The 25,675-nt window shown below is 30.4% G+C and carries 30 protein-coding genes; 27 read left to right on the forward strand and 3 right to left on the reverse strand.

Annotation, left to right across the window (positions count from 1 at the left end):
* The first annotated feature begins 140 nt into the window (after positions 1-140).
* The 13 genes from ACZ41W_RS12470 to ACZ41W_RS12530 all read left to right on the forward strand — a co-directional run bounded on the left by ACZ41W_RS12470 (position 141) and on the right by ACZ41W_RS12530 (position 12,266).
* Positions 141-470: a hypothetical protein gene (locus tag ACZ41W_RS12470; protein ID WP_464312308.1), complete on the forward strand. Its 330-nt coding sequence runs from the start codon at positions 141-143 to the stop codon at positions 468-470.
* Complete coding sequence (locus ACZ41W_RS12475; protein WP_464312309.1) at positions 451-690, forward strand: hypothetical protein; 240 nt, start codon at positions 451-453, stop codon at positions 688-690. Before ACZ41W_RS12470 ends, ACZ41W_RS12475 begins: the two co-directional genes overlap by 20 nt.
* 531 nt (positions 691-1,221) lie before the next feature.
* Positions 1,222-1,902 (forward strand): hypothetical protein, encoded by a 681-nt coding sequence (locus ACZ41W_RS12480; protein WP_464312310.1) that lies wholly within the window; start codon positions 1,222-1,224, stop codon positions 1,900-1,902.
* Positions 1,899-2,594 (forward strand): hypothetical protein, encoded by a 696-nt coding sequence (locus tag ACZ41W_RS12485; protein ID WP_464312311.1) that lies wholly within the window; start codon positions 1,899-1,901, stop codon positions 2,592-2,594. The genes ACZ41W_RS12480 and ACZ41W_RS12485 overlap by 4 nt, the downstream gene beginning before the upstream one ends.
* A gap of 24 nt (positions 2,595-2,618) precedes the next feature.
* Positions 2,619-3,062 (forward strand): hypothetical protein, encoded by a 444-nt coding sequence (locus ACZ41W_RS12490; RefSeq protein ID WP_464312312.1) that lies wholly within the window; start codon positions 2,619-2,621, stop codon positions 3,060-3,062.
* On the forward strand, positions 3,055-3,309 hold the full coding sequence (locus tag ACZ41W_RS12495) for a hypothetical protein (protein ID WP_464312313.1): 255 nt from the start codon (positions 3,055-3,057) through the stop codon (positions 3,307-3,309). The genes ACZ41W_RS12490 and ACZ41W_RS12495 overlap by 8 nt, the downstream gene beginning before the upstream one ends.
* 18 nt (positions 3,310-3,327) lie before the next feature.
* Complete coding sequence (locus ACZ41W_RS12500; protein WP_464312314.1) at positions 3,328-4,218, forward strand: hypothetical protein; 891 nt, start codon at positions 3,328-3,330, stop codon at positions 4,216-4,218.
* Positions 4,219-4,339: 121 nt separating this feature from the next.
* Complete coding sequence (locus ACZ41W_RS12505; protein ID WP_464312315.1) at positions 4,340-8,263, forward strand: hypothetical protein; 3,924 nt, start codon at positions 4,340-4,342, stop codon at positions 8,261-8,263.
* Positions 8,264-8,350: 87 nt separating this feature from the next.
* On the forward strand, positions 8,351-8,653 hold the full coding sequence (locus tag ACZ41W_RS12510) for a hypothetical protein (protein ID WP_464312316.1): 303 nt from the start codon (positions 8,351-8,353) through the stop codon (positions 8,651-8,653).
* 13 nt (positions 8,654-8,666) lie between these two features.
* Positions 8,667-9,353 carry a hypothetical protein gene (locus ACZ41W_RS12515; RefSeq protein ID WP_464312317.1) on the forward strand — a complete coding sequence of 229 codons (687 nt, stop codon included), beginning with the start codon at positions 8,667-8,669 and terminating at the stop codon, positions 9,351-9,353.
* A gap of 218 nt (positions 9,354-9,571) precedes the next feature.
* On the forward strand, positions 9,572-10,228 hold the full coding sequence (locus ACZ41W_RS12520; RefSeq protein WP_464312318.1) for a hypothetical protein: 657 nt from the start codon (positions 9,572-9,574) through the stop codon (positions 10,226-10,228).
* A 221-nt stretch (positions 10,229-10,449) separates the two neighbouring features.
* Complete coding sequence (locus tag ACZ41W_RS12525; RefSeq protein WP_464312319.1) at positions 10,450-11,412, forward strand: hypothetical protein; 963 nt, start codon at positions 10,450-10,452, stop codon at positions 11,410-11,412.
* A 416-nt stretch (positions 11,413-11,828) separates the two neighbouring features.
* Positions 11,829-12,266 carry a hypothetical protein gene (locus ACZ41W_RS12530; protein ID WP_464312320.1) on the forward strand — a complete coding sequence of 146 codons (438 nt, stop codon included), beginning with the start codon at positions 11,829-11,831 and terminating at the stop codon, positions 12,264-12,266.
* A gap of 769 nt (positions 12,267-13,035) precedes the next feature.
* Here the strand turns inward: ACZ41W_RS12530 and ACZ41W_RS12535 are convergent.
* Positions 13,036-13,803, reverse strand: coding sequence for a hypothetical protein (locus ACZ41W_RS12535; protein ID WP_464312321.1), 768 nt, complete (start codon positions 13,801-13,803; stop codon positions 13,036-13,038).
* Between the two features lie 72 nt (positions 13,804-13,875).
* On the opposite strand from ACZ41W_RS12535, the gene ACZ41W_RS12540 reads away from it, so the two are divergent.
* Positions 13,876-14,310, forward strand: a complete 435-nt coding sequence (locus ACZ41W_RS12540; protein WP_464312322.1) for a hypothetical protein — start codon at positions 13,876-13,878, stop codon at positions 14,308-14,310.
* 21 nt (positions 14,311-14,331) lie between these two features.
* On the opposite strand, the gene ACZ41W_RS12545 is transcribed toward ACZ41W_RS12540, so the two are convergent.
* Positions 14,332-16,320, reverse strand: coding sequence for a tetratricopeptide repeat protein (locus tag ACZ41W_RS12545; protein WP_464312323.1), 1,989 nt, complete (start codon positions 16,318-16,320; stop codon positions 14,332-14,334).
* A gap of 112 nt (positions 16,321-16,432) precedes the next feature.
* Here ACZ41W_RS12545 and ACZ41W_RS12550 point away from each other — a divergent pair, with 112 nt between their 5' ends.
* The 4 genes from ACZ41W_RS12550 to ACZ41W_RS12565 all read left to right on the forward strand — a co-directional run bounded on the left by ACZ41W_RS12550 (position 16,433) and on the right by ACZ41W_RS12565 (position 20,283).
* A complete protein-coding gene (locus ACZ41W_RS12550) occupies positions 16,433-16,672 on the forward strand; it encodes an AbrB/MazE/SpoVT family DNA-binding domain-containing protein (RefSeq protein WP_464312324.1) in 240 nt (79 codons plus the stop codon).
* 84 nt (positions 16,673-16,756) lie between these two features.
* On the forward strand, positions 16,757-18,934 hold the full coding sequence (locus ACZ41W_RS12555) for a P-loop NTPase fold protein (RefSeq protein ID WP_464312325.1): 2,178 nt from the start codon (positions 16,757-16,759) through the stop codon (positions 18,932-18,934).
* Positions 18,935-19,183: 249 nt separating this feature from the next.
* On the forward strand, positions 19,184-19,327 hold the full coding sequence (locus ACZ41W_RS12560; protein WP_464312326.1) for a hypothetical protein: 144 nt from the start codon (positions 19,184-19,186) through the stop codon (positions 19,325-19,327).
* A gap of 170 nt (positions 19,328-19,497) precedes the next feature.
* A complete protein-coding gene (locus ACZ41W_RS12565) occupies positions 19,498-20,283 on the forward strand; it encodes a hypothetical protein (protein ID WP_464312327.1) in 786 nt (261 codons plus the stop codon).
* A gap of 30 nt (positions 20,284-20,313) precedes the next feature.
* Here the strand turns inward: ACZ41W_RS12565 and ACZ41W_RS12570 are convergent, their stop codons facing one another.
* Positions 20,314-20,619: a hypothetical protein gene (locus ACZ41W_RS12570; RefSeq protein WP_464312328.1), complete on the reverse strand. Its 306-nt coding sequence runs from the start codon at positions 20,617-20,619 to the stop codon at positions 20,314-20,316.
* 387 nt (positions 20,620-21,006) lie between these two features.
* Here ACZ41W_RS12570 and ACZ41W_RS12575 point away from each other — a divergent pair, with 387 nt between their 5' ends.
* From ACZ41W_RS12575 to ACZ41W_RS12615, 9 genes are all read left to right on the forward strand, one after another.
* On the forward strand, positions 21,007-21,747 hold the full coding sequence (locus ACZ41W_RS12575; protein WP_464312329.1) for a ParA family protein: 741 nt from the start codon (positions 21,007-21,009) through the stop codon (positions 21,745-21,747).
* Positions 21,748-21,753: 6 nt separating this feature from the next.
* A complete protein-coding gene (locus ACZ41W_RS12580; RefSeq protein WP_464312330.1) occupies positions 21,754-22,035 on the forward strand; it encodes a hypothetical protein in 282 nt (93 codons plus the stop codon).
* Positions 22,036-22,042: 7 nt separating this feature from the next.
* Positions 22,043-22,297: a hypothetical protein gene (locus ACZ41W_RS12585; protein WP_464312331.1), complete on the forward strand. Its 255-nt coding sequence runs from the start codon at positions 22,043-22,045 to the stop codon at positions 22,295-22,297.
* Between the two features lie 21 nt (positions 22,298-22,318).
* Positions 22,319-22,591, forward strand: a complete 273-nt coding sequence (locus ACZ41W_RS12590; protein WP_464312332.1) for a hypothetical protein — start codon at positions 22,319-22,321, stop codon at positions 22,589-22,591.
* A gap of 194 nt (positions 22,592-22,785) precedes the next feature.
* A complete protein-coding gene (locus tag ACZ41W_RS12595) occupies positions 22,786-23,424 on the forward strand; it encodes a hypothetical protein (protein WP_464312333.1) in 639 nt (212 codons plus the stop codon).
* A gap of 16 nt (positions 23,425-23,440) precedes the next feature.
* Positions 23,441-23,839 (forward strand): hypothetical protein, encoded by a 399-nt coding sequence (locus ACZ41W_RS12600; protein ID WP_464312334.1) that lies wholly within the window; start codon positions 23,441-23,443, stop codon positions 23,837-23,839.
* Between the two features lie 17 nt (positions 23,840-23,856).
* Entirely contained in the window at positions 23,857-24,342 is a 486-nt protein-coding gene (locus tag ACZ41W_RS12605; protein WP_464312335.1) for a hypothetical protein, read from the forward strand.
* 15 nt (positions 24,343-24,357) lie between these two features.
* Positions 24,358-24,696: a hypothetical protein gene (locus ACZ41W_RS12610; protein ID WP_464312336.1), complete on the forward strand. Its 339-nt coding sequence runs from the start codon at positions 24,358-24,360 to the stop codon at positions 24,694-24,696.
* A gap of 144 nt (positions 24,697-24,840) precedes the next feature.
* Positions 24,841-25,662, forward strand: coding sequence for a hypothetical protein (locus ACZ41W_RS12615; RefSeq protein WP_464312337.1), 822 nt, complete (start codon positions 24,841-24,843; stop codon positions 25,660-25,662).
* The last annotated feature ends 13 nt before the right edge of the window (positions 25,663-25,675 follow it).

Consider the following 25,675-nt stretch of genomic DNA (forward strand, 5'->3'; position numbering starts at 1 on the left):
GAGAGGGTATAAGTCCTCTCATTTTTATTTTTTTGATTGGACATAAATTAAAAGTATGTACACAATAAAACAATTAAGAAAACAATAAAAGACTACAGTTATAAATATATTAATTAGACAAGTGAGCGAGGTGGTGAAATATGCAGCAGTTAATTGATAATTTAGATGAAATTGTATTAGAAATGTTGGCTTTAGAAGAGTCAAAACAGAATGATAGAGGTAAATTAAACCGGTTACCTGATAATGTCTATATTTTTGAGAGGCAGTATTTGAAAACACTTCGCAGGTTGCATAGGTATGTAATAAGAGGTGAAAGACAGCGGTTTTTAAAAGAGGTTTTTAAAGAAAATGATTTAACTTATCATAATGAGCATCAATATTCAAGTGATAAGGGTAGACAAAAAGCATTGAGTGATATTAAAGAAAAGTTGATAGCAGGAGGGGTTAAAAATGAAATTGAAAAGAAATAGAATAACCAGAACAGTGAAGCGCATAAGTATGAAATTAACAGCAGAGGATGAAGAAAATATATATAAAAGTAAAGTTTTACTAGGTGGAATTACAACTACAAAATTGATGAAAAAGGGTCCTGAAGTAGTTGTAGTTTTAGCCGAGTATCAAAAAGATGAAAAATATAAAGAATTGGTAGAGGAATTGATTAAGAAATTAGGGATTAAATATATGGAATAATGCGACAGTTGAATAATAGCAGGATAGGGGTAGTGATTATATGTATTTAACATTGAGTAGGAAAATAAAGACAAATTTATTCATAGTTTTGAATGGTTTAATATTTTTTATAGTAATGTTTACATCGGTCAGTTGGGTAGTTAAAGGTTTGTTGTTCATGTGTTTATATCTAGTTATTAATAAATTGGGTGAGTATATGTTAGTGGATGTAAATAAAAAAGAAAAATTTATTTAAAATATTAGAACAAAGGAAAATCAATGTTCTATTTGTTTAGAAGAAAAGAAAATACTCATAAATGGAGTTTGTGCGAAATGTCATAATGCAACTAAAAAACTAGATAGAAATGAAAACTGTAAAGCAGTTTTTTGCTGTTGTGAAGAAACTAGTGAGGTAATAGATATAGATAATTTCCATAGGGGGTTTGTCTTTAATCATATAACAAATAACTATGATTACTATTGTAATGGCGGCGAATTAGGATGCGCGGTAAAAACACAAAAGGAAAATATCAGTAAAGTGAGGAAATGAGTATGTTAGAAATCAGTTACCCAAAACCAGATTATCATGGTCTGTTAGATACAGAATGGTCGGGCTATTATGGTTTTATATACAGAGATGTAAGAGAAAAATATATTAAAACAGACAAAAATAACTTAGTAAAGTTAATCAATAAAAAAGGTATCTGCGACCCAGATTTAAGAAAATATGAACATTTTATATTGCTAGAGATATTGATGTCATTGCATAGAAGACATCATAATAGGGGTTATTATGAATTGATAAAAAGTGAAGCTAGGAAGAAGGTATTGTTTAAAGAAACAAATCCAAAATATAGTTCGCCATTATTATTAAATGAGATAGAGAACCTAAATCATATAGGTAGTGGTTTAGGTTACAGCCAAAATGCAATTGCTAGAGTATCGGGTTATTGCCAACAAGGGATAAGTAAAAAAATTGATAGTTATTATCATCCAAACATAAAACTAAGCTATCCCATTGAGTATATGACTGATAATGAGATAAAAGCATTTAGGGTTAAGAACTGGTTAGAACCTCAGAATGGTAAAACCACAGGTCAGCGCTTAACAGATAAACAGTTAAGAAATTTGAAACAGTTGTCATTTCAAGGGTTAGATATACAAGAGATACAGGAGCACACAGGTATATCGCAGCAAACAATTAAGAAGTATCAAAAGGAGTGGGGATTATGAGGAAAATACTAGTATTTATTTTATGTATAGCAATGATAGGGGTATTACCATCATTTGCATTAGAACCAACAGAGCCAACAGAAGCAATAGAACCAACAGAAGCAATAGAACCAACAGAAGTAATAGAACCAACTGAACCGATAGAACCAACAGAACCAACAGAACCAACAGAACCAACAACAGAAGTAGAGGAAGTGAGCCATGAAGCCCAAGTTCCATCGTTAGAAACAATAGAGCCAACAACTACAACTAGCGCAGTAATTGAAATAAAGTATGATGCTAGTCAAACATTCAAATTTCGGTTATCAAGAGGTAGTGTACAGGCTGAAAGCCTTTATTTTACTAATAATTCAGAGGTAGCATTAGTAATAGATAATATAAATGTAAGATTATCAGAGGGTTGGATAAGAGGTGTTTACAGTGATGATTATACATTAAAACAAACAGCATCAAGTAACAGCGGTGAAGTAGGACTAGACTTTGATAGTGTTGGTAAAATTGTAGAACCAGGAGAAACAATAACCATAAATGTATCTATGAAATTACCTAGATTATCGCGCGGTAGTTATACCATAATCGAGGGTGTAGATTATGCGGTATCTGTATTAGATACAGAGATAGAGCAGTCAGAAGAGGAAATAACAGAGGAAGTAACAGAGGAAGTAACAGAGGAAATAACAGGAGTAGAATAGGTAGTTTGAAAGTGAGGTTATAATATGTCAAAAATTAAGGATTTGAATAGTTTAGATTTAATTTTAAACCAAAAGGTCGAGGGGTTGAAATTGTTTGAGCCTTTGACTTACAGATTAGGAATAGAGGGTAGAGTAAAAACAACAAATGATTTGGATGCATTAACTTTAATGCGATTTGAAAAGCAATTATTAGAACTATATGAACTTTATTTATCAAGTACAGATAAATCTAATGAAAAAGATAAAAAGCAAGAAATTCTTCAAAATTTAGTAGATTTGAAATATGCAATGCCTGTAATTAGTGATAGATTTTTCAGTTTAAAGCAAGTGATTGCTACTTGTATAGATATTTTATTAGAAACTAAGGGGTATGTATCTAAGCCTAAAATTTTAAAATTTTTAAGGTTATTAATAACAACAATAGATTATGAGGTACAAAAGAACTTGTGGGGTGAGAACAATGGATGAGGATAAATTATTAGATTTACTAAAGGAACTCCGAAAAATGTGTAAACATAATCAAATAGATAAAAATGAAGCGGTTAACTTGATTTATAGAACTGCTGAGTATGATAAAATCCTATACACAGCATCAGTATTAACTGGTTTAGATGATAATAAATATGCTACTGCAATTGATTTTATTAATAAAGAGTTTAAACCTAAAAAGAGTATAGTAAAACAATTAACTAAAATTATTGAGATTATTAGCTAACAGGAATGGGGTAGTGGTATGAATGGAACATTTTTAGATATAGATTTTGATGACGATGATAATGTTGAGAAAAAAGATAACACAGGTTCTTTAGAAATCATTGATTTTGACACTATATTAGAAAACACACCAGATAAGAAAGTTGAGTTTTTGGAAGGATTTGAGCCTGTAAATATTGGTCTAGATGAAGAACATTATCATAATCAGATTAAAAAGAGAATTCTAAACCTATCTGAAAAAGAACAGGATGAAATAATTGCAAAATCTCAGTATTATCTGGAAAGGTTTAAAATACTAAAGAATCAAAAAATAGAAGATATAGAATTATCTGAAACTGAGGAATTAAAAGAATTTCTACATTTAGTAACAGGTGAAGACATTACAGATAATAATTTTGAAGCTTTTATTAGAGAAGATAAACAGTTATCTAATTTACTAAACTATTTTGCTTCATTTCACAGTAGATTAGATATGTTGCAATCGAGTATTGTGCAAAATGCCGAGGATACCAAAAGAGAGTTCGAAATACAAAGATTGAAAAATATATACAACAAAGAGTTAACCCTGCTTGAGTTTAGATTAAATAAAATAAAGAATGATAAGAAAAATAAAAAGGGGAAATTAAGCAACAAGATATTGGGTTTTATTTTAAGTTTTGTATCAAAGGTTTTTTTAGTATTTTTTATTCTGTATATATTTTTTATGGGTTTGATATTTTTAAGTGATTCAGGTTTAGTAAATAAATCAGAATTATCAACAGTCGATGTAGATGGTAAATTGACAGATACAATCATTAAAGAAAATGATGTGATTAAAGAGGGTCTACCAAATTATAAGTTCTTTAAAATGGTATATGATGAATCGGTCGGAAAATTGGTAGTTTTAGTTAGTGATTTTAAAGAAAAGTAGTTAATAACTACTTTTCTAGTTTTTTGAGTCTGATATGGACATATAACACAGTTTGGTAGATAAAAACAGAAGCATAAAAAACTATTATGAGTATAAAATAGACAGATTAGGGGTGGATTGAATGAAACAACAATTAGTATTAAGAACATTAGCAAAAACTAAAGAATTGGTAAATGGTAGACCAATAATAGATAGAAACAAGGTAAGTACAAACAATTTAAGGCGATTGGTTTTATCAGCAAATGGGTTATTACAGGAGCATTATGTAACAGGTAAGGGTTATAATCATCTATTAGATTTTAAAGCTTTTGGTGATAAAGAGTTAGAGGGTATATATAAAGATTTTGAAAATAAGAGATTAAATGTAGCGGATTATAAACCAATGATAGATGCGGTTTATAAACATCATATTTATAATAATCTCGAAGAGATTTTGTTATTAAAATCTGATTATATGCATTTAGGATTACATGATGAGTTTGAATTAGAGAAATATGGGTTAGATAAATTCACAAAAACTTATAATCTGCTAAAAAAATCGTTTGCCCGATTGAGTCATATTTCGATAGCAGAGTTAGATATGGTAACATTGCAACAACTGTATAATGACAGAAAAATTGTAAAAGATAAACCCATATCAGAGCAATTAAAAACATTAGGATATAAAGTAGATTTAATTGTCCGAGAAATAGAGCGCTTACCAAATGGAAACCCAGCAGTATTTGTGCGAAACACAGATAAAGAAAAAGGTTATGCAATAGATGAAGAATATACAGGTGGAGAAGTAAAGGAAACACAGCGGTTGCACAAATGGTTTTTAGATAGTCAAAAGGTGGTAGAGGTAACAGAAGTAGAAGAAAAGCAAGCAGAAGTAGAGGTAGATGAAGTAGCAATAAACTTAAATTTATCTAAAATAATGAAAGTGTATAGAGATTTGTATTTATCTTGTTTTGGTTTAAAAAAACCAGTTGGTTTATTGGTTCCAGAGGGTATTTTAAGTGTTTCTAATGGTTTAACAGTAGTAAAAAAATCAAAAGAGTATTCAAAAATATATGATTTAGCAGTTTCTTCAAGTAAACATTCAGTAGTAGTCGAGGGTAATTTAGAGAATATCTCAGTAGATGATTTGTATAAACAACCTTTAAATGGAACATATTTCCCATTATTTCATCTAGCGGTAATGTCCGGTAGGTCTTTAAACTACAAATTTAAGAGTTGGGATATAAAAGAAAAAATAAGTAGTAATGTTAAAGAGATAGAAACAACTCTTGAAAATGAGATATCAAAATTAGTAAAATCTAAACTTATTGAAGTATATAAAAAAGGCGAAAATCTAAATGAAATAACAGATAAATTATGTACTGTATTTTTAATAACTGAGTTAGCTCAAAGCGGTGATAAGTCATTATTAATGCTCAAGTTCAAATTTAGCGCAGGAAATGCAAAATTTGATTTAAATAGATTTTGCACTAGTTTTTCAAATGGTGGAGATAAGTATTTAGCGGGTGGTGCAAAAATAACACAAAGAAAAGTAAAACCGACAGGTGTTAGTCAAATAAACTTGTGTTTAAATGAGGATTTATATCAATCAATGCCATTGTTTGCCTATGATGCGGTAAATCATAAAAAATCTAGAGGACAGAAAATCAGTATCAGAAATTGTATATTAGGTCAAACTGTAGATGACGAGATTTTGACTATCAACCTAACAAAAAATGATGCTAAGGTAATCAATATACTAGCGGGTCCAAGAGCAGGTAAGGGTGTTTTAACCTTGGGTTTATTAGGAACAATATTATCTGATGGTTGTCCATTAATATATATGGATGCAAAACCAGATATGGCTAATGTGTTAAATGAGGTAGCAAATGCTAATGGTTTAAGGGTAGCAGCTTGGGACCTAAACACACCGCCAATAGAGTATTTAAAAGCAAATCCAATAATGGTATCATTGGCAGAAGCTAAAATACAAGCAATTCAAAGTTTAGGTCAAAATGCACCATCTGAGTTAGCAGAATCTACATCTGATTCTACTTGGGGTTTATTAGCCTATTTAAAGATATTACAACTCACGATGGTTTCAGCAAAACTACAAAAAGATAAGAAAATTACTACTCCTGGAGCTGGACAAGCATTTTTTGTACTAGATGAATTACTAAGGGTATATTCAGAACTTGAGGTTTTTTATAACATTTTATCTAATATAGTAAAAGATAAAAATACAGACCCACAATTACTAAACTGGTGCAATAAACTACTCAAATGGATAAACAACTTAGGTCAGGACTTTCAAGGCTCTATGGTAGCAGAGATGCCTAATTCAAATACAAGTGTATTTTGCCTGTATCAAAAGGCAGCAACTTGGAAATATGATAAAAAACCATCACCGACACAAGCGGTATTTACTCCACTCACAACAGCTTCTAATGCGACAAAATTAGTTGGTGGTGCAAATGCAACAGCAGAGGGTTTAGATAGTTTGTATGCATTACAACAGCAAAATAGAGAATTAGCATCAAAAGTGACTGAATACAGACATTTTGGAATGTTTACAGGTAGCAAATTGAATGATGCTGATAGTTGTACAGTTTTTAAATCTTATTTGGTTTTAAACTCTGCAGATATGGACTCACAATATGTGCAGGATATGAGAGCCAATATTGGCGAAAAAGCTTTTGAGGATTTAGTAGTAAAAGGCGGTGGAACTGTACCAAAAGGTGTTGGTTTTGAGGGTTTTATGGAAACCATTGGCCCAGAGGGTATAAGTAATTTGAGTCGCGGTTATGAGTATCTGAATCAGATTTTAGAAGTATCTGGTCTCTCAAAAAAGTATAACAGTATCGAAGAATATCTATATGATTCAGATATTGACTCATTTTATTCTAAAAATATTTTAGTAGAGGGTAGAGCAGGTGAAGTATTGGTAGTCAAAGCTGAAACCAATACACAATCAAATAGTAGTGGTATTTGGAATATGGATGGTGTAGCAGATATGGATGCAGAAGATGTTGTATATGATGATTTAGAACCAATACCAACTAATGATGTATCAAATCCACAGCCACCAATACAACCAGCTAGACCAATGCAACAACCAAATACTCAACCGATTAGAACAAATCAACAATCTAGACCAGTACAGCAAGTCATTGAATCCCCACCAATAACAATTACTGCTGATAATACTCCATATCCTACTAATTTGGGTAGTGATATTAAATCATTCGGAGTGGTATCAAAATATGAAACTACAAAGAAAATGACAGAGTTTTTAAAGCAAAGTTTAATTGAAATATATGGTGGTTTAGAAAATATTAAATCATTTAAAATTACTCAACAAGGTTATCTGTTTGTTAATAATAGACAGTACATTCCAAATTTTATATTTGAAGAAGGTACAGTTCCGGTTGGTATAAAAATGGATTTAGATAATGCAATTATGTCAAATGCTTTTAATTATAATATCATTAAAGATTTTGAGAATTTAGAAGAATTTGTAGTTGAAGATAATCACCAGAAAAACAGAGTTCGCACTGAAGTAAATCTTAGAAAGTTTGGAAGTAAAGATTTTGTAAAATACTTTAGGTACTTTAAAAATCTAATGTACCTTCGGGTAGGAGATGTGGAATATAACAGAGATAATCTAACAAAAAAATCTACTGATAACAATGGACCTTTGGGTTTTGGTAGACCAATCCGACAATCACAACCAATACAACTACCCGCAAATGATTATCTCAGTGGTATTTGGCAGTCGAGACCTGTAAAAATGTTAACATCAGCATTTGGTTATACATTAGGGGTAAATGTGTTTATGTCATTAGCACCTCTGTTTGGACCATGGTCTATGGTATTTGCGGTAATGTATGGTGCTCAGTTGTATAATCAGTATAAAAGTAATCAACCGCAGCAAAATGCAACTCAAAATAGAAACCAAAATAACCAAATGCAGAACACGCAGAATCGACCTAGAAGGCAAAATACACAAAACAGCCAAAAACAACAAAAAAATGGAAATAATAGGAGTCAAAATAATAGAAAGTAATTAGAGTAAGGTTTTATCTTACTCTTTTTTATTGGCACCGGTGAAATCATCCGATATACTACAGTTTACAATGTGTAGGGTTTGGGGGTGGTTTCAATTACAGTCAAAGGTTTTAAAGAACTTCAGCACAGCAAAATAATAGCCTATCATTTAATAGGCGCAATATCGGTAGAGATTGAGCGATTAAAGGAAATGTACTTTTATGGCGCTGACGAAGTTTATTATCTAAGGTTATATCAAGAATACAAAGAAGAAATTGCATTGTTAAAGAATGATATTGACCCTGAGGAACTACTATTTGTTTTTTTAGAATACTACAACAAACACATCCAATGCCTATTTGATGCAGTATTAGAGCCATATAATGGAGATGAAGAATTAGATTTTTAAGGGGGTAAATAAAATGATGATGAGTTTGAGACATATTTTGACTAACTGTATAAAAGAATGCAATTTTTTATTAACTGAGGAAGAAATCAACCAATTTGTTGAAAAAATCCTTTTGACATCCACAGTACAGTATAAAAATGATGGTTCAGTGATTTTGCTAGAGGGTGGTGATAATGATATTGGTGTCCCTCAATCTATATGGGACAAAGCATTAAAAATGCCTAAATTTTTAGCATTTGTATTAACTAACATGGACCAATCGACATTGACAAGATACTGCAGATTAAAGGGTTACAGCAGTTTTCGCGATTTGGAGTATGATTTGACTAGGGGTTGTATTGCGGGATTTGAACCTAATCCTAATGAGGTAGTATTAATCAATGGTGATGTTCAAAAGTATATTAGGAAAGAACTTGAGGGTTTCAATTTCCACCCTTACTATATCGAATGGGTAGAAATAAAACCTTATAGGTTGCATTATAAAGATGGTGAAGTTTCAGTTCTAGAAGAATTTAGTAATTTGTTAGATTTAAAAAACCATCTTAAAGATTTGCATATTCCAGTAGATGGTGATATTCATGAAATTGAAGTGTTTTGCATGCAAGACCTTGTTCCATTAGATTTTGTAATTACTGATATAGTATGGGATAGCCGCATACCTGGTCCAGGTGGTAAAATCATACAAATAGATGTGAATTAATATTACATTTATATTACAATTATTTCAACACAACAAAACCTATATTTTATAAAGGTTTTAATTTTTCGCAAAATGGCTCGGTTATTTGACTTGAGGTAAATAAAAGTATATACTTTTTGTAGGATAGTAGTTAATGGACATTTATAAAAAGGGTTTGAAAACCTTTTTGTGATGTCCATTTTTAATTAGGATTAGGATAGTGGGAAGAGGTAGAATCTATGGTAACTTTCAGTGTAAATATAAATCAATATGATGTAATGGAAACATTGGTATCAAAAACTGATATGTTAGATTTGATAACTAAAGACAATAACTATGCTGAGGTAATGTCGGACATTTATATAAAACTAAATAGAAGAGAAATCTTGGAAAAAGCGAAAAGCAAAAGTGGAAATTTAAAAAATTATATTATTACCACAGCAATAGGAATGCAAAAAAGTGAGTTAAATAGACAAACTAATCAATATAAAATAGTTGAAGATGAGGATGAGAAAACACAGTACACAATATCAGCAGCAAAATTACAAACTCCTGATTTTACAGATTCTATGGTTTTAAAACTCAAAAATGAAGATACTTTGCTAATTAATGAATTTTTAAATACCCGAGAATACATTTATTTAGAGACAGGTAGAGATATTTACAGGTTGATACAATTATTGAAAACTAATATGAATAATGACAAAGTAGCTAAAAATCTATTTTTAGATGCTGCAGCAAAAATGCAGGAATTAGCAAGTAAATATATAGGTTTAAAAGAAAATGTAGTAAATGTGATGGCAGATGATGAGTTATTAACAAAAATTGAGGATATTTTAGGTCTAGATAATTATCTAGACCAATTGAAAAAAGAAGAAATAAAATGGGTAATCTAAATGGACAAAAATTATAAAAAAACTAACAGATATTGAAAATTACTGGACAGTAAAAATTATATTAGATATGAAGCCAATTTACCTCACTTTTGGCTATCACTATCACTATCCCTATCCTGTTAGTATAATGGTCGGTGCTCATTTCTGAGCACCGACCACTATTTGAAACAAAACTGAACATACATTTTTAAAAATATAACATACAATTTTCGAGGTGTGAGATGTTGAAAGAGGAATTTATAAAAACTATGAAAAATAAGGGTTTGAATGAACTAGAGCAAGAATATGCTATTTTAGATGCAAAAATCAAAGAGTTAAAAGAACAGAGAGAGTATATACAAAATATAATAAAAGATAGAGTTGATATTGATGCTATTCAAATTGCAAACAATGAGTTACAAACTAAAGATAAAATTATATTACTTATTCATCGCGGATTAACAAATAAAGAAATTTCTAATTTTCTACCCGAAACAGCAGAGTCATATATTAGACAGGTTAGGTCTGATTACCTAGGTCAAGGGGTAAAAAAACAGTTATATAAAAATGCCTTAGCAATGAATGGGTTTGAAAAACAATTGCAACTGGTAGCATTAGATGTATATTATGATAAGTCCTATACTGACATAATGAAGAATGAAGAAAAGTATAATCTAAATATAAGTAATGTAGTAATAGATATTTGTATGTTGGTAAATAAACATTATAAAACACCTGCCCTGTTATCATTACCAAATGACCAAAACACTATTACACAGTTATCATTTATAACTAGTTTGAGTATAATAGATATTAAAAATTATTTGATAAAATACTATAATGCATTAGACGCGCATATTGCAAAAAATGTAGGAACACAATTAAAAAAATCTAATGATAATATAATTCCTGAACTAGTACAATCTCTAATGTTTTATGTAGGAAAAGCAAGTCAATTAGATTTAAAGAAAATGAAGTTGAAATTACAAAATCAATATGGGTTGTCAGATAGTTATATCAATCGGGTAGTATATGTATTGCAATCAGTATATGAGGGTAGATATAAGATTTCTTCAACACATCATGTATCAGATTTGCTAACTAAAATCAAAGATAAAACAAAATTACCTGATGCTACAATTAAAATGATTATATTACAATCAGGTTTAATAGAGCCACAATATTTAAATATGTTGAGCTTATAAGGTTTTGCTAAAGCAAAACCTTTTTGCTGCCCGAAACCAAATGCTGCGAAATCTTAATATTTACCTATTGATTATTTTTTACCTATATTTTATATAGGTTTTATTTTCTAATTGGACATAAATTAAAAAAATAAAAAGTACATTTTCTGTTTTGGACATAAATCTTAACATAAATGAATAAATATAGTAGGGGGAGTGGTTAAGGTAGATTGTAAAATTTTTTCCGGAGGTGCGATGAAGATATTGTGTGATGATAAAGAAGTGATAAAGAAGTGATAAAGAAGTGATAAAGAAATGATAAAGAAATAAGGAGAAAAGGGGATTTAGAAGCAATAGAAGCAATAGAAGCAATAGGGTATTACATATATCAATGAAATAGCTTATAATGTTGTTATAACAATATGGGGGTGTTACATATGGAAAAATTATATATTATTGTATTAGATGATGAGTGTGAAGATTCTTCAAAAATTATAAAAGTAATTTTCAATGGTATAGAGAAAGAGTTTAAAATTACACCATATATGGAGGATTTTGCTAATAGCATAGTAGATGATTTATATGATTACCTAAAGATTAGTGATGATAAAGGTATAATAATGATTGATGGTAGTCTATTAAATGGTTATGAATTGGTAAATCAAATTTATAATAGTATGCTTGAAGAAGTAGAGTATTTTAAGTCTAAAGGGTTTTCAAAGAAGCATATCATAGAGCAAATAATATATGATGAAGATTGGGTTCAAGAAATCTATAACAAATATTACAACTTAATAGATGGTTTAGAAATGTCTTTACCAAAAGGAGTTTTTTATTCAATTTGTTGTGCATTGATAGTTAAACATTATAGTTAAAGTTTGGTGCATTTGTGCCTTTAGGCACAGACTCCACCAAGCACTACATATTTTTCAATCTAATTGAAACTTAATTAAATCTACTCATTAAATCTAATAACTACAAAATTAAAATCTAAATAATCTTCAAAAATCCACTAAGTAATCATTAAATACCTAGATAGCAGCAGTGTTATCTAGGTATTTATTTTAAGTAAGTTTAATAAAGGGTTTAAGCGGTTATCTCGAAATAGAGCGAAGCGGTTGTATTTAGTAATGGTTTAGAGAAGTGGTAGAAGTTAAAGTGGTGTAAGGGTTTTGAACTATGGTGTTGTGAGGGTTTGTGAGGGTTTTGAACTGTGATGTTTTGGTGTTGTGGAACTGTGCCTAAAGGCACAATTTGCACCGTGTATGTCAATATGTATAACTAGTTGGAGTAAGCTAAGCGGTTAGGTAGTTAAAAGTCAGCTAAGCGGTTAGGTAGTTTGAAGTAAGCGAAGCGGTTAGCAAGTATATAAGTGAATTATTATAGAGAGTAGAGTAAGTCGGTTAGAATATAAGTATTGAAGTAAGAACAAATAAAAGGGTTTTAACTAGGTTTTGAGTAGTCTGTATAAGTATTTAAGGGGTTTTAGCATCTGTTTTGTAGTAACATAGGTAATAGTATGAGGGGTATTATCAAATCTCAGCAAGTGTTGGTGCTGATGTGCCTTAAGGCACAAACTCCACCCGTATACCACCTTTCTCAATTTTCACAATATAAAAAGTGAGGCTTTATGCCTCACTTTGCTTATTCTTTATATTCTTCTACTTCTTCTAAATACCCGCTTTCTACTAAAACATCTTCTTCCCGGTCTATATAAACTAATACATTTTCTGCTTTTACCTTAGCTTTATATACAATCCCGATATAGTCGAATCGGTTAGCGAAGAACCGAGCATGGCGAGGTGATAGAGTCCATGAGAGAGCATCAGTATAATGGGTAGATTGTGAGGATTCACCTCTGTAAATAGTAATATAACCATCTTCTGAGGTGTGTGGTTCTAGTTCGGGTATATGGTGTTTCAAGGCTTTGAGTTTACTTAATAACTCTGCATTATAGATATCAAAGTCATATTCCTGTTGAGAGTAGACAAGTTTAAAAATATCTAGAAATTCGGAATTAGTATAGTACGAAAGGGTATTAAAAAATACAAATGATGCATATCGGTTATCTAAAAGAGCAAAGATTAATTCAAATTTTCTCTCACTTACAAGTTTGTCCATTTTACCTAACTGTCTATCAAACTGAACAAATTTGAGCATATCGGGCGTTAGCCCGTATAGCTCTATAAGGGTATAAACCCCATCATAGTAAACCACCGGTGATAAAGGGTTTTGAGTTAGATAGAAGTGTTCGGGTTTGACATTATAAGAATTAACAAGGGTTATGTAGTCATTGTATTTAGGTAGTTCAATGTTGATTTTGTAGTTTTTAGGGTTTTCATAAAATGCGAGAACAGGTAAAATATTATCTGCAGTAATAGATTTATTGGCTAGTTTAAATATATCATTCATAATCTACCTCGGTATGTTGTAATATAGATAGTATAAAGAAAAGCGGTATCAAAAGCAAATGGGGTTTATATAATGAGCGGTTTAGATAAAATAAGGGTAATAGAAAAGGAATTGAGAGAAGATATTGATAATTTAATCCAGGAAGTCTGGAGAGAGTGGTGTTTCAATGCTCTGAAAGATTATGATGACTCGGTTTATCAAGGAATAATCCGGGGAGTAGTTCGGTTAGATAGTAAGGAATTAAAGGGTTATAAATGTTTTGTACAAAAGCGGTTAGTGAAGAAAGAGAAGTATAATGAAGTCTTGGGTAGATTAATGCAGCAAAATGATATAGAGGTAATAGAGTCAGCTTATGGTGGTCCTATAAAAGTAATGGGTAGCGGTTTTATAAAAGAACATGGTTTGAAGCTGGAACAGCACCAAGTTTTAGTATTTGCAACAACACAGGTTGCGGTTAGGTTGTTGAGTGTGGATGAAGTAATAAGTGAGATAAAAAGAAGAGGGTAGACAAAATTGTCTACCCTTTGATTATTCTTGAATAGCAGTGACCACACCATCATCGAAGTAAATATATCTATAACCACTATAAACCCATTGTTCCGAAGTACCATAAGCGGTTGTGGTTTTATTAATTTCTTTAGGGTTACCCCAATAAGAGTTTCTAACTTCATCGGGTGTCATCCCTATTGCTGGTGCAGATTTTTGAGGAATATTAAGATTCACAGGTGAAGAAGGAACCTCGCTTATTTTATAGTATGCATCAACTTGACCATCATAGGAGTTCAATATTTTGATTACATTATTCTCATAAGATAGTATTTCCCTATATGAATCTGAGTTAACAAGACCAAAATTCATCACAAACTTATAATCTTCGGCTTTGAGCCATTCAAAGGTATAAACATCTTGGAAAATCCTCATTTCAATTCTCGAGTTTGGAAGTAGTTTAAATGACTCATAAACTTTGTTATTACCTTTATTTCCATATGACCCTTCAAGTTTAAAATATAGAGAATTTAGATATTCTTGGGTATCTGCATAATCAGGAAACTTTATAAACATTTCTCTAGCTTCATACATATTTTTGATGTTAAATTGATTAACAGCCTCATAATAATTAGCTTCTTTGTAGATTTCAGCATATTGATTTTTCATATCTTTAGAATCCAGGTATGAATCATCCACTTCAAGTATAGTTTCATATATCTGTCTTAAGCTGTCTAATCCAATTGGTTCTGGGGTTGTTGCAATCATCTGTTTTGCAAACTCATAATTTGCCTGATTAAATAATGAAGTATACTCGGTGTGAGAACTTAGATTAAGTAGATATTGTAAAGCAGTAGGGTAGTCTGCATTAGTAATAGCAACTTTGGCGAGCTCAATTTTTGTGTTAGCAAAAATCAGCTTATCCTGGTCATCCATTTGGATAGTATTATATAAATCAAAAGCTTCTTTGAATTGTTTATTGTTATATAATTCTTTAGCTTTACCTCTCTTACTTAACAATAATTGTTTTGTAGTATCTTTGAAATTTGGTATTTTTTCAAATTGAATAATTGCGAGGTCGAACTGTTTGTTATTTAGATATTGTAAACCAAGTTGATATTCTACCTCGGTAATTAAGCCTAAAGAATCTTTATAATCAGGGAATTTTTCAAGCTTTGTCCTTGCTTCAAGGTAATTTGAAGTTTCAATATCATATAATGCTTTGTTATAGTTATCATACTGCATAAAACTGTAACTACCAAAACCAATAATTACTAGTGCAGTGACAGTGAGGATAATAATTTTGTTTTTTCTTTTTTTCTCCTTTTTAAAATTATCTTTTTCGAGTTGAACTCTTTTCGCTTCTTCTTTTTGCCTTAAAACTAATGTGTTCTGTCTATCCACTTCTGCTTTGTATTCTGTTTTTATATCGGTGATATTATATAAACGGAGAATATTATCTTTTTGATTATTACAGTAATTACATTCATTTTGACTACCATTTAAATATCCGCAACCACATGCCCAATATTCATTTGACAGTAGATAAGGAATAAACTTGATTTTCTCGGTATTTTTCAACTTAAGGAAATTCTTAGCAAAATCAAGCTCATCAATATTATAATTGCTAGCTAATGCTTCAAAAGGTTTAATATCAACCATTAATTCTGGAGTATATCTAAAAACATCACCATTTTCAAAAACAGCTTTATCAATAATCAAGTTGATTTTTCTAACTGTATTATCAATAAGTTTAATAGGTTCAGGTGTGTTAATTGATTTGTTAGGGTTAATATTTATATCTAATGAGTTATAGATAATAGTATTATTTTCACTAACAGGGTCATTAGCATCATCAAAGCATTCTATTTTAAAATATACTGATTTTAGTACTGTTTTAGAAATATTGTTAATAGTGAAATCTATATATGTATTGTCTTTTGAAATGTGGATAGTAATATTGTTAATGTGGATAGGTGCATTTACATATTGTTGGGTAGGGTATTGCTTAACCTTGTTAATTATATCCATTAGTATTTACCTCACAATCATTTTTATTTTATTATATCATGATGTAAAATATTAGGGTAGCTAGCAACAATATGTTAAAATAAATAATAAGTATAAAATTAGGAGAATTAGAATGAAATCAACTGGTATAGTAAGAAAAGTAGATGAGTTAGGTAGAGTGGTAATACCGATAGAACTAAGAAGAACCTTAACAATAGGCGAGAAAGATGCTTTAGAGATATTTACAGAGGGTGAGCACATAATACTTAAAAAATACCAGCCAGTCTGTGTATTATGCGGTGAAGCAAGAAATACAGTATCATTTAGTGGTAAATTGGTTTGTCGCACTTGTATAGAAGATTTAAGAAAGTAGTATTTGGGAGAGGTATTAACCTCTCTTTTTTATATGGTGTAATTAGTGTTATAATTTATTAAAAGCGGTATATAGGGGGGTTTTATGGTAGAGCATAATAAAAGGGTTTTAGAGACATTGAACAGATACATAGGATTAGGTGAAGATGCTGCGCCAGCGCCTCATTATGCAGTAATGATAAATGGTGAGTGGGGATGTGGTAAATCATACTTTATAAGGGAAAAATGGTTAGTAAATTTTATTGATAATCCAAAATACAGTGTTATATTAGTTAGTTTATTCGGTATAACATCGGTGGAAGCAATCAAAGAGAATATTGCACAATCATTGGTATTAAACAATTCTGAAGATGTGAATGTTATTGAAAAAAGTAAAGGATTTTTAAAAAAAATTCAAAACACAAAATTGATTTCTTTTATAGATAAAGGTTTAACTTCAACTTTTGGTGTTGGTTTTAAGGATTTAACTAGTTTGATAATAAAAGATTGGTTAACAGAACAAAAGTCAAATGTAACAAAAATCCTTATTTTTGAAGATTTAGAGCGGTCTATATTAGGTCTTGATGAGGTTTTTGGATTTGTCTCTGAGCATTTAGAAAACAGCAGTTTGAGGGTAATATTCATAAGTAATGATAATCGGATAGGAAAAACAGAGAGATTAATTATTAAGGAATCAATTGTAACACAAGATAAACCTTCTAAAAAGGAGAATGAAGAAACAACTGACATAGATGAAAATGAAGATAGTCAAAATATATTAACGATACGAGAAGTTACAAATGATAAAGATTACTTGAAAATAAGAGAAAAAGTAATAGGTGAAACGGTGACTCTTGAAGTTGATATGGATGAAGCTGTAAAATATTTCTTGTTGGAAATGAAGTATTCAATTATTGAGAGAGAGTATTTATTAAGCAAAATAAAGGATATAATGTTAAAACTAGAATATGTTAACTTGCGGGTAGTTAGACAAGCTTTGTTTAAATTAAAGCCGCTCATTGATTTAATAAAAAGCGAACCTGAATATAAAAATTATAGTTACGACAGCATCACTATAAATGGTGAGATGAAAGAAAAACAGGATTATATTTTTTATGTTTCAGAATTATTTATAGTAGTTTTTTTACAAAAATCAATGGGTGATTTGTGTGAAAGCGAAATTGAATTTGCTTTATTATCATATAGTATTATGGGTACTTCAGTTTTGAAAGCAAAGATAAAGAAAAAAATGACATTTGAAAGTTTATTTTTTAAGCAACCTCAGATTTTAGTTCCTCTCCATGATGCAAATTTTGAGTTATGGGTAAAATATATTTGGGCCGGTGAGTTGGATGTTGAAAAAGTATCTGCTTTAGTTAAAATAGATATGCTTAATATTGTGCCAATTGTGTCTCAAGACAATGGTGCATTACTTATGTTACACTCTAACTATTGGGATTACACAAAAGATGAGTTTGATAGTTATCTAAACACATTGTTACTGGACTTAGAAAGAGGTGTCTATACTGATTTAGTAGATTTGATTGCAGCATACGCATTATTAGTAAACTTTGAGATACAGGGTTTATTGAATGAAGAATTGAATTTAGATGTATTTTTCGACTCTTTCATTGATAAAATTGATATAAATTACATTGAAGCTGATTATGCAGGCTATAGAAAAAGAGTAAATAAATTGAAAATAAATGAACTTATCTACAAAGGTTATAATATTTCAATTGCTCCAGACCCTAATAGAATATTAAAGTTTTTCAGAAAATTAAAAGATTGTTATGCATCAACAAAAGAAAAAGTATGTAGAATTGAGGTAAATCAGCTAATTAATAACATAATCACTAAAGAATTATCAATTGATGATTTTTATAATAAATTATCTTCAAACAAACTGTCAATTGATAATGATGATTATATAGAGGTGTCAATATTAGACAAAATACAGAAAGAAAAGCTTTGGCAAATGTTAGATGAAGCACCAATGAATAAGCAAAGGTGGTTTTTTAGGTCATTACTCCATAGATATGATTTAGATTCGCAGGGTGTTGAAGAACAATATTTAGTTTATGAACCAGAAAAAGTAGTTTTAGAAGAATTAGTAAACGGTTATACAGAGAGACTAAACAAAGCAAAAGAATATAGAGACAATAAAATAGGTATGTATAAGTTTTTAGTTGCTGATGCTATTAGTACTCTTGAGGGGTTTGAAAAAAAAATGGAGTTAGGTATTGTTAGATTACAACATAACATTGTTCTTGAAGAAAAATAGTGGAATTATTTTTTCTAGTCCACTATTAAGTAGCTCTTTACAAAAACCAGCATACTTGCAATGCACATATACAAAGGTATAATAATTATTAGTATTTGATGCAGAGGTAATATAAATGGTAGAGCAAAATTAGACCCAGCCAAAGATAACTACATAATTTCATTCAAAACTAAATTCTTAAATATATCCTATGGTTGCTCCCCGCTTATTCAGTCGATATTTTCACTAAATGATTATGACTGTGGGTATATGGTAATTCAAACAAATATAGGTGAGGATTATATTGATTTGGTCGGAATGTTAGAAGTAGATGGTTATGCCAGTAGTTATATAGCATATGCTGAGAATTTATTGGGTAGTGTAGAATTAGAAGAAATTAAACTGTTCGGTTAGATAAAAGAGAAAACCTTTAAAATATTGGGTTTTTTCTTTTTGTTTGTTTTTATAATGGAGTATTTGAAAATGAGCATAAATGGAAAAAATGGTCATAAATGTGGACAGTTGGTAATACTATTAACTATAGAAATTTACTTATGTAAATACAATGGAATAGGAGTGATAGTATGAGTATCAAATATGAATATAGTAGTACAAAACCTTATAATGCTGGTAGTGGTGCTGAGAATGATAAAATAGCTAATATGATAGTACAGGAAACCTGTAAGATTTTTTACCCACTTTGGATTGCGGTACCTGATAAAGAAAACAGTTTAAATGATGCAGTTAAATATCAAATAGATATGTATCTGTATGCAACTCCTGAGGATAGAAAAAATAAAACTAATCCTTTGTGTGGTTTAGAGTTGGACAGAGCAACAAGTGAGACATGGATAAAAGGAGAGGGGTATTATGATAAAGAAAGAGATTTTATGGCTCGGAAAGTAAAATTGATGTATAAAACCCCAATGAGGATTTATCATTTGCAGTTAAATGACAGAATAGATGAGTATGGTAGAGATGGTGTAATTTTACCGTATGCGGTGATGATACAAAATAAAGTTGTAATGAAGATATTTACTAATAATGACAATAAGAGAGAGGGTGTTTATAGAGTGCCTAGAGAACAGTTAGTATATGGGTTAGAGCGGTTTGAAGATTATATATTGACAGATGTTTTAGATATTTATAATACAGCATGTTCAGCAGTTGGTGGTATACAACTAACAAAAACAGAACTAATAAATAATCGGAATTTAATGAGAAAGGTATTTGGAGCTGTAAATAAAATTAATAACTCGGTAAATAGGAGAGACCATTTAACTGGTAAAGTAAATCATTGTCCAAAAGAAGTATTTGAAGATGAGACATATGTGATAGATAAAAGTACAATTGATAGGATTAAATTTTAAATATAAGAACAAAGAAAGGGTAGATTAAATCTACCCTTTCTGCATTATAATTTTGGAAATATCCATATGGAGCCTATCTATAGCAAATGTATTAGCATCATATCCACCAGATAACTCAGCATCTATTTTGTAATAGATAATGAATAGAAGCCCGCTCCTATTAACTGTTCGCTGCCAAATATGAGTAGCAGGTTCTCGACCTAGTTCAAAATCTAGAAGATATTTATGGGGTAATTTTAGAATATCTATGTACATATCTGTTTGACTATCATCTATTTCTATATATTTATATGACTCTCCAATTGCTTCTTTTAAATTTCTATCTAATTCTATCATCCACTACCTCAATTTCATATTATTTTTATTAAATTTTATCATAAAATCAACTAAAACCTATAATTTATTATCTATACCATTACTATAACACCTGGCACCCCGTTAATAGCCCGTATTCGGGTTTTAAGGGTGTTTTAGTATATAACCAGTAGGAATATGAGGGTAGATATAAAAAATGAGCAAAAAATGAAATTAAGGGGTGTTACTATCATTTTGATAGTAAGATATTAATTTGCTATTTTACTATTTTGCTAGTGTTTTGCTATTTCAATATTAATCCGATAGCATAATATTAAATTACTAGTAAAATAGCAAAATAATATTGACTGTAGTAATCGATGCGCGGTATACCGAATTCATAATAAAAATATGAGTGAGGTATATCAAATGAAAATAATATCGGTAGCAGCAACAAAAGGTGGTAGTGGAAAAACAACAACAGCATTAAATATAGCGATAAATATGGTAAAAAGACAATACAGGGTTTTGTTAATAGATATGGATTATCAGGGTAGTCTTACAAAGTCAATGGGTATTACAGACCCAGAGCGCGGTGTTCTAGATTTATTTGTTGGTGATTTAGGTAACTCGATTTATAGTACAGATAGAGAGGGGTTAGATTTAATCCCCTATAGCGAGCAAATAGGTAGTGTAGAGGGTAAAATCAATAAAAAGTCGTTATCCTTTTTAAAGGATAAATTGATATTATTGAATGATTACTATGATTTTGTAGTAATTGACACCCCACCATCAGCGGCTAATCTAATAACAGTGCAAACATTAATTGCATCGGATATGGTATTAGTACCGATAACAACAAACCCAATGGGGTTAATGAGTTGGGAGCAGACTGGTGTGGTCATAGATGACATAAAAGCTGTAAATCCAACATTACTAGTAAAAACAGTTGGGACTATGTTTAATAGTAGAAGTAGGGTAGATAAAGAATATCTTTATAAAATCAGTGATACAGATAGTTTAGGGGTAATTCCATATTCAGTTAAGGTATACAGTGAGTTAGGTCCAAATCATCGAGGAAAATGTATTAGCGAATATCTACCAAGTCATGGAGTCGCAATAGAGTACAAAATTATAACAGATAAAATAATCAAGAAGTTAAAGGGGTAGAGATAAATGGAAAAACTAAGAACATCGCCAATAGCAGCATTATTACAACAACAAGCGGTTGTTGAAGAAGATAGAAAAGAGAAAAAAGAAAGAACACAAAAAAAGAAAGATAAGAAAGAAAATAGAGGTCGCGGTGGAACAAAGCAAAAACTAATCTATCTACCAGAAGAAATGTTAAAAGCTTTGAATTTGAAGGCGGTAAGAGAAGTAAAAAGTCAATCGGATGTTGTAATGCTTGCATTACAAGGGTATTTAGCTAAAGAAATTGAAGAAGTCAAAACTTGGTAGGAGCAGTATGGGTAGTAGAATAACACAAGCAGAAATTGAGAGAATGACCACAAGCCGAGTAGCAGAATTAATAAAGTATTTAATAGAATCAAAACAAGCAACAACTGAAACAGAAGCATTGGAAACACTTCAAAATCTGAGAACATATAGATACCTGTTGTTACCTGCAACTGATTTCTATTGGAAATCAATTGAGAATATTATCTATTTGGTAGAAATGGAAATTGTGGGAAACGATGAAGAGTGGGATTTGAATGCCTAATAGTATGATAGGGGTATTATAATGACAGTATATACAGCAGAAGAATGGGCGATTGTTCCACTAGATAGAAAAATTGAAATCATCATTAGTTTATTGATTGATAATATAGTTTATATGATTTCAATAGATAATGGGGTATCAAAAGAAAGTGCAGCTGAAGTTTTTATAGGTTCAAAAACATATAAACTACTCATAAATCCAAAGTCTAATCTATACTGTGAGGATATTAAATATATTCTAGAAATGTATCAAAATGAGTTAGATGGTGATTGGGAGAGTTGGTTAAAGGTATAAATTATATCTAAAATGCACTTTATTCAGGGTTTTAAATGAATCTAGTTTAATATAGATATTATCTAAGTGTTGGTTTGAGAACCAACACTTTTTTATTTCTGATGACACTAAAACAATTAATAGGACATAAAAAATGGACATCTGTAGATATATTATATATAAACCAAATTAAAATCCGGGTGGTGATATTAAGAATGAGATATGAGGATATTATAGAATTTAGAAAAAATGCTTTAGTTGCATATTTCAATAAATATGAGAGTGAAGGTTATTTAACACAGGAACAAATTTATAGGGAGTTTTATAATACAATAAATTATCATCCAACTGATAATTATGGTAGACCTATAATTGTTCATAATATTGATGTTATTAATCAAGGATGTACTCAAAAAAAAATATATTGTAATCTAACCGAAGAATATCAATTATCAACTAAAGAAGAGGTTGAAACATATAAAATAGGAGTTACAACATATGATGAGTTTATTCTACCGGGTACACAAGGTTTTAGGACAAAATATAAGAAATTCAGCAAATTCAAGGAATATAACATAAGTGGTTTACAATGTATAATTCTTGAAATGCAAAACTGTGTAAATTATCGGGCTAGAGCTGATAAACAAACAGTAGTAGAAGTTGTTTTCCTGGTAGCAACTACATTTCCATCAATGGTTAATGGGGTAGAAATTCCGAAGAATGCAATTTTGAAACTACACTATACAGAGGTATCCAGAATTAATGGTTTAAAAGAGATACACAAAACATTTTTAGACATTTATCCACCAAATGGTGGCGAGCCAATAAGTTTAGAAGATATAGAAATTAAATAATAGTGAGGTAAAGGATATGGATAAGATTAAGTTTTTTAATGGTGATGTTTATAATTTAGAAGAAATTTATTTTAACAGGTTGGTTATTAACCATCCAGATTACAAAGGTGTTGAGAATTATATTTATGTATATACAGCTTCAGGTGAGTTAGTAAATTTAACAAAAATGGATGCAAGATTATTAAGTTTAATGATGAGCGGTCGCAAGGGTTTGATAGATATATCTAAGATAATGAGAGGTTATAACCCTAGAAATAGTGTAGATTATAACAGATATAAGCAATTGGATTTTTCACTACAGCGAAGTGATTTATTTAAATTAGTAGAAAGTGGTTTTATGGTTCATCATGGAACATTAGCAACATTATTAATGCGAGCAAATGTGGATATTCAGGATATAGGTTTAGTCAGCTAGAAAGTTGGGGTATTAAAATGAGAATAGTAAGAGATAGTAGAGGAAATGAGTATATAGATGAAAACTATGGTCTAGGTATAATAATGGACAAAACAGATAAATTATTTTTAACAATGTATAAAAAAGGAAATAAATATTATCTTCTGGTTTATGGTTTTAATAATCTGAATGAACCACAAGCAATAAAAAATATTTATAAATATATGACTAAAACAGAATTATATAATCATATTACTCCAATGGTTCATAGTATTTTGTATACTTATAATCCGCTCGAAGTATATAGTAATTCAAATAGAATGGGTTTAAATGTAACATTAGAAGAAATATGGGGTAAAGCAGTTTATGTGATAACTAGAGGTATACCACATATTCAATTATGTTCTGTATATGGAATGCCTGAACTGTTAGACAAATCAGCACAGGTAGATGAAAAGTTTATATTGCAAAACAAACAGTATCTTGTAGATATAACAGAGTATTATCATCAAATGACTAAATGATTATAGGGGTTTAATATGAGTGATAATTTATTAGATATTATAACTAATATAGATTATATGGAGTTAAGAACATCAAAAGGTATAGAAATAAAAAATATTAGTAATCTGCTAGACACTATACTAACTGTATATTTAGCCCAAAATGATATAAATGATTTGTATACCATAGTATATATTGTTAATCATCATTGGTTAGATTTGAATGAGTATACACAGTTTCGGGTTGTAGATGCTTTAAGTTTTAAGGGGGTTGAGCAGTTAGATGGAGTAAAAGGAAGTTTAAAAAACAATTTAGATAAAACAAAACTGAGTAAGGATTTTAAAGAAATATGGAGTAGAATAATTGAAAACTAAATAGATAGAATGTAAGTAGAGAGGTTAAAACCTCTCTATTTTTATATTTTGGTTTGGACATAAAATAAATGCCCATCACATAAAACCCTAACAAATATTTTTATATTAATTAGATTTAGAAAAATTATTGATAGGGGTGTGTAAATGAAATCGAAAATATTAATTTTAGTTTTATTAGCAATAATGAGCATTACACCGGTTTTCGCAGATGATTTGAATGGTGTAGGGACAACAACAAATGCAACAGAGCAATTAGAACAAAATGCATACGTTGGCGCTGTTGCGCCAATAGAAACACAAGAAACACAAGAAACAGAAAAATCAGTAGGAGATTTGATAGGTGATGCATTCGAAGCTGCATCGGTAGATGCAGAGAGTATGAACAAAGCCAATCAAATCTTATTTCCAATAGCTAAGGCTATGAATTTTGGAATGGCAATATTATTGGCTTCAGCTTTTATTGGTATGTCATTTATAACTGTTTTGGATTTAGTGTATATAGCATTTCCACCAGTTAGAGATTTATTAGATGGTGGAAAGAGTGGAATGGCTAATATGCAAGGTGGTCGCAGTATGAATATGGGCGGTATGGGTGGTTTTGATGGTCCTATGGGTAGCCCAATGTCAGGTCGCGGTGGCGGTATGGGAATGGGAATGGGAATGAATAGACAACCACAGCAACAACAATCAAAACAATTAGGTGGTGGATTGTCAGCAATAGGTAGATGGGTTTCAGATGAAGCTATAGCAGCTTGTATTGATAATCAGGGTGGCCCAATGGGTGCAACATCAATGGGTCAATCAACAACACCAATAAAATCAATGGTGTTTAGTTATTTTAAATTGAGGTCAATGTTTTTATTTTTGTATGCAGCCTGTGTGATGTTGTTAACATCAACAGTGTTTACAGATTTAGGTATAGCAGTAGGAATTAAATTATTAGGTATGTTAACAGGTTTAGTATAAGAGGGGTAGATAA

Source organism: Fusibacter fontis, from assembly GCF_055378735.1.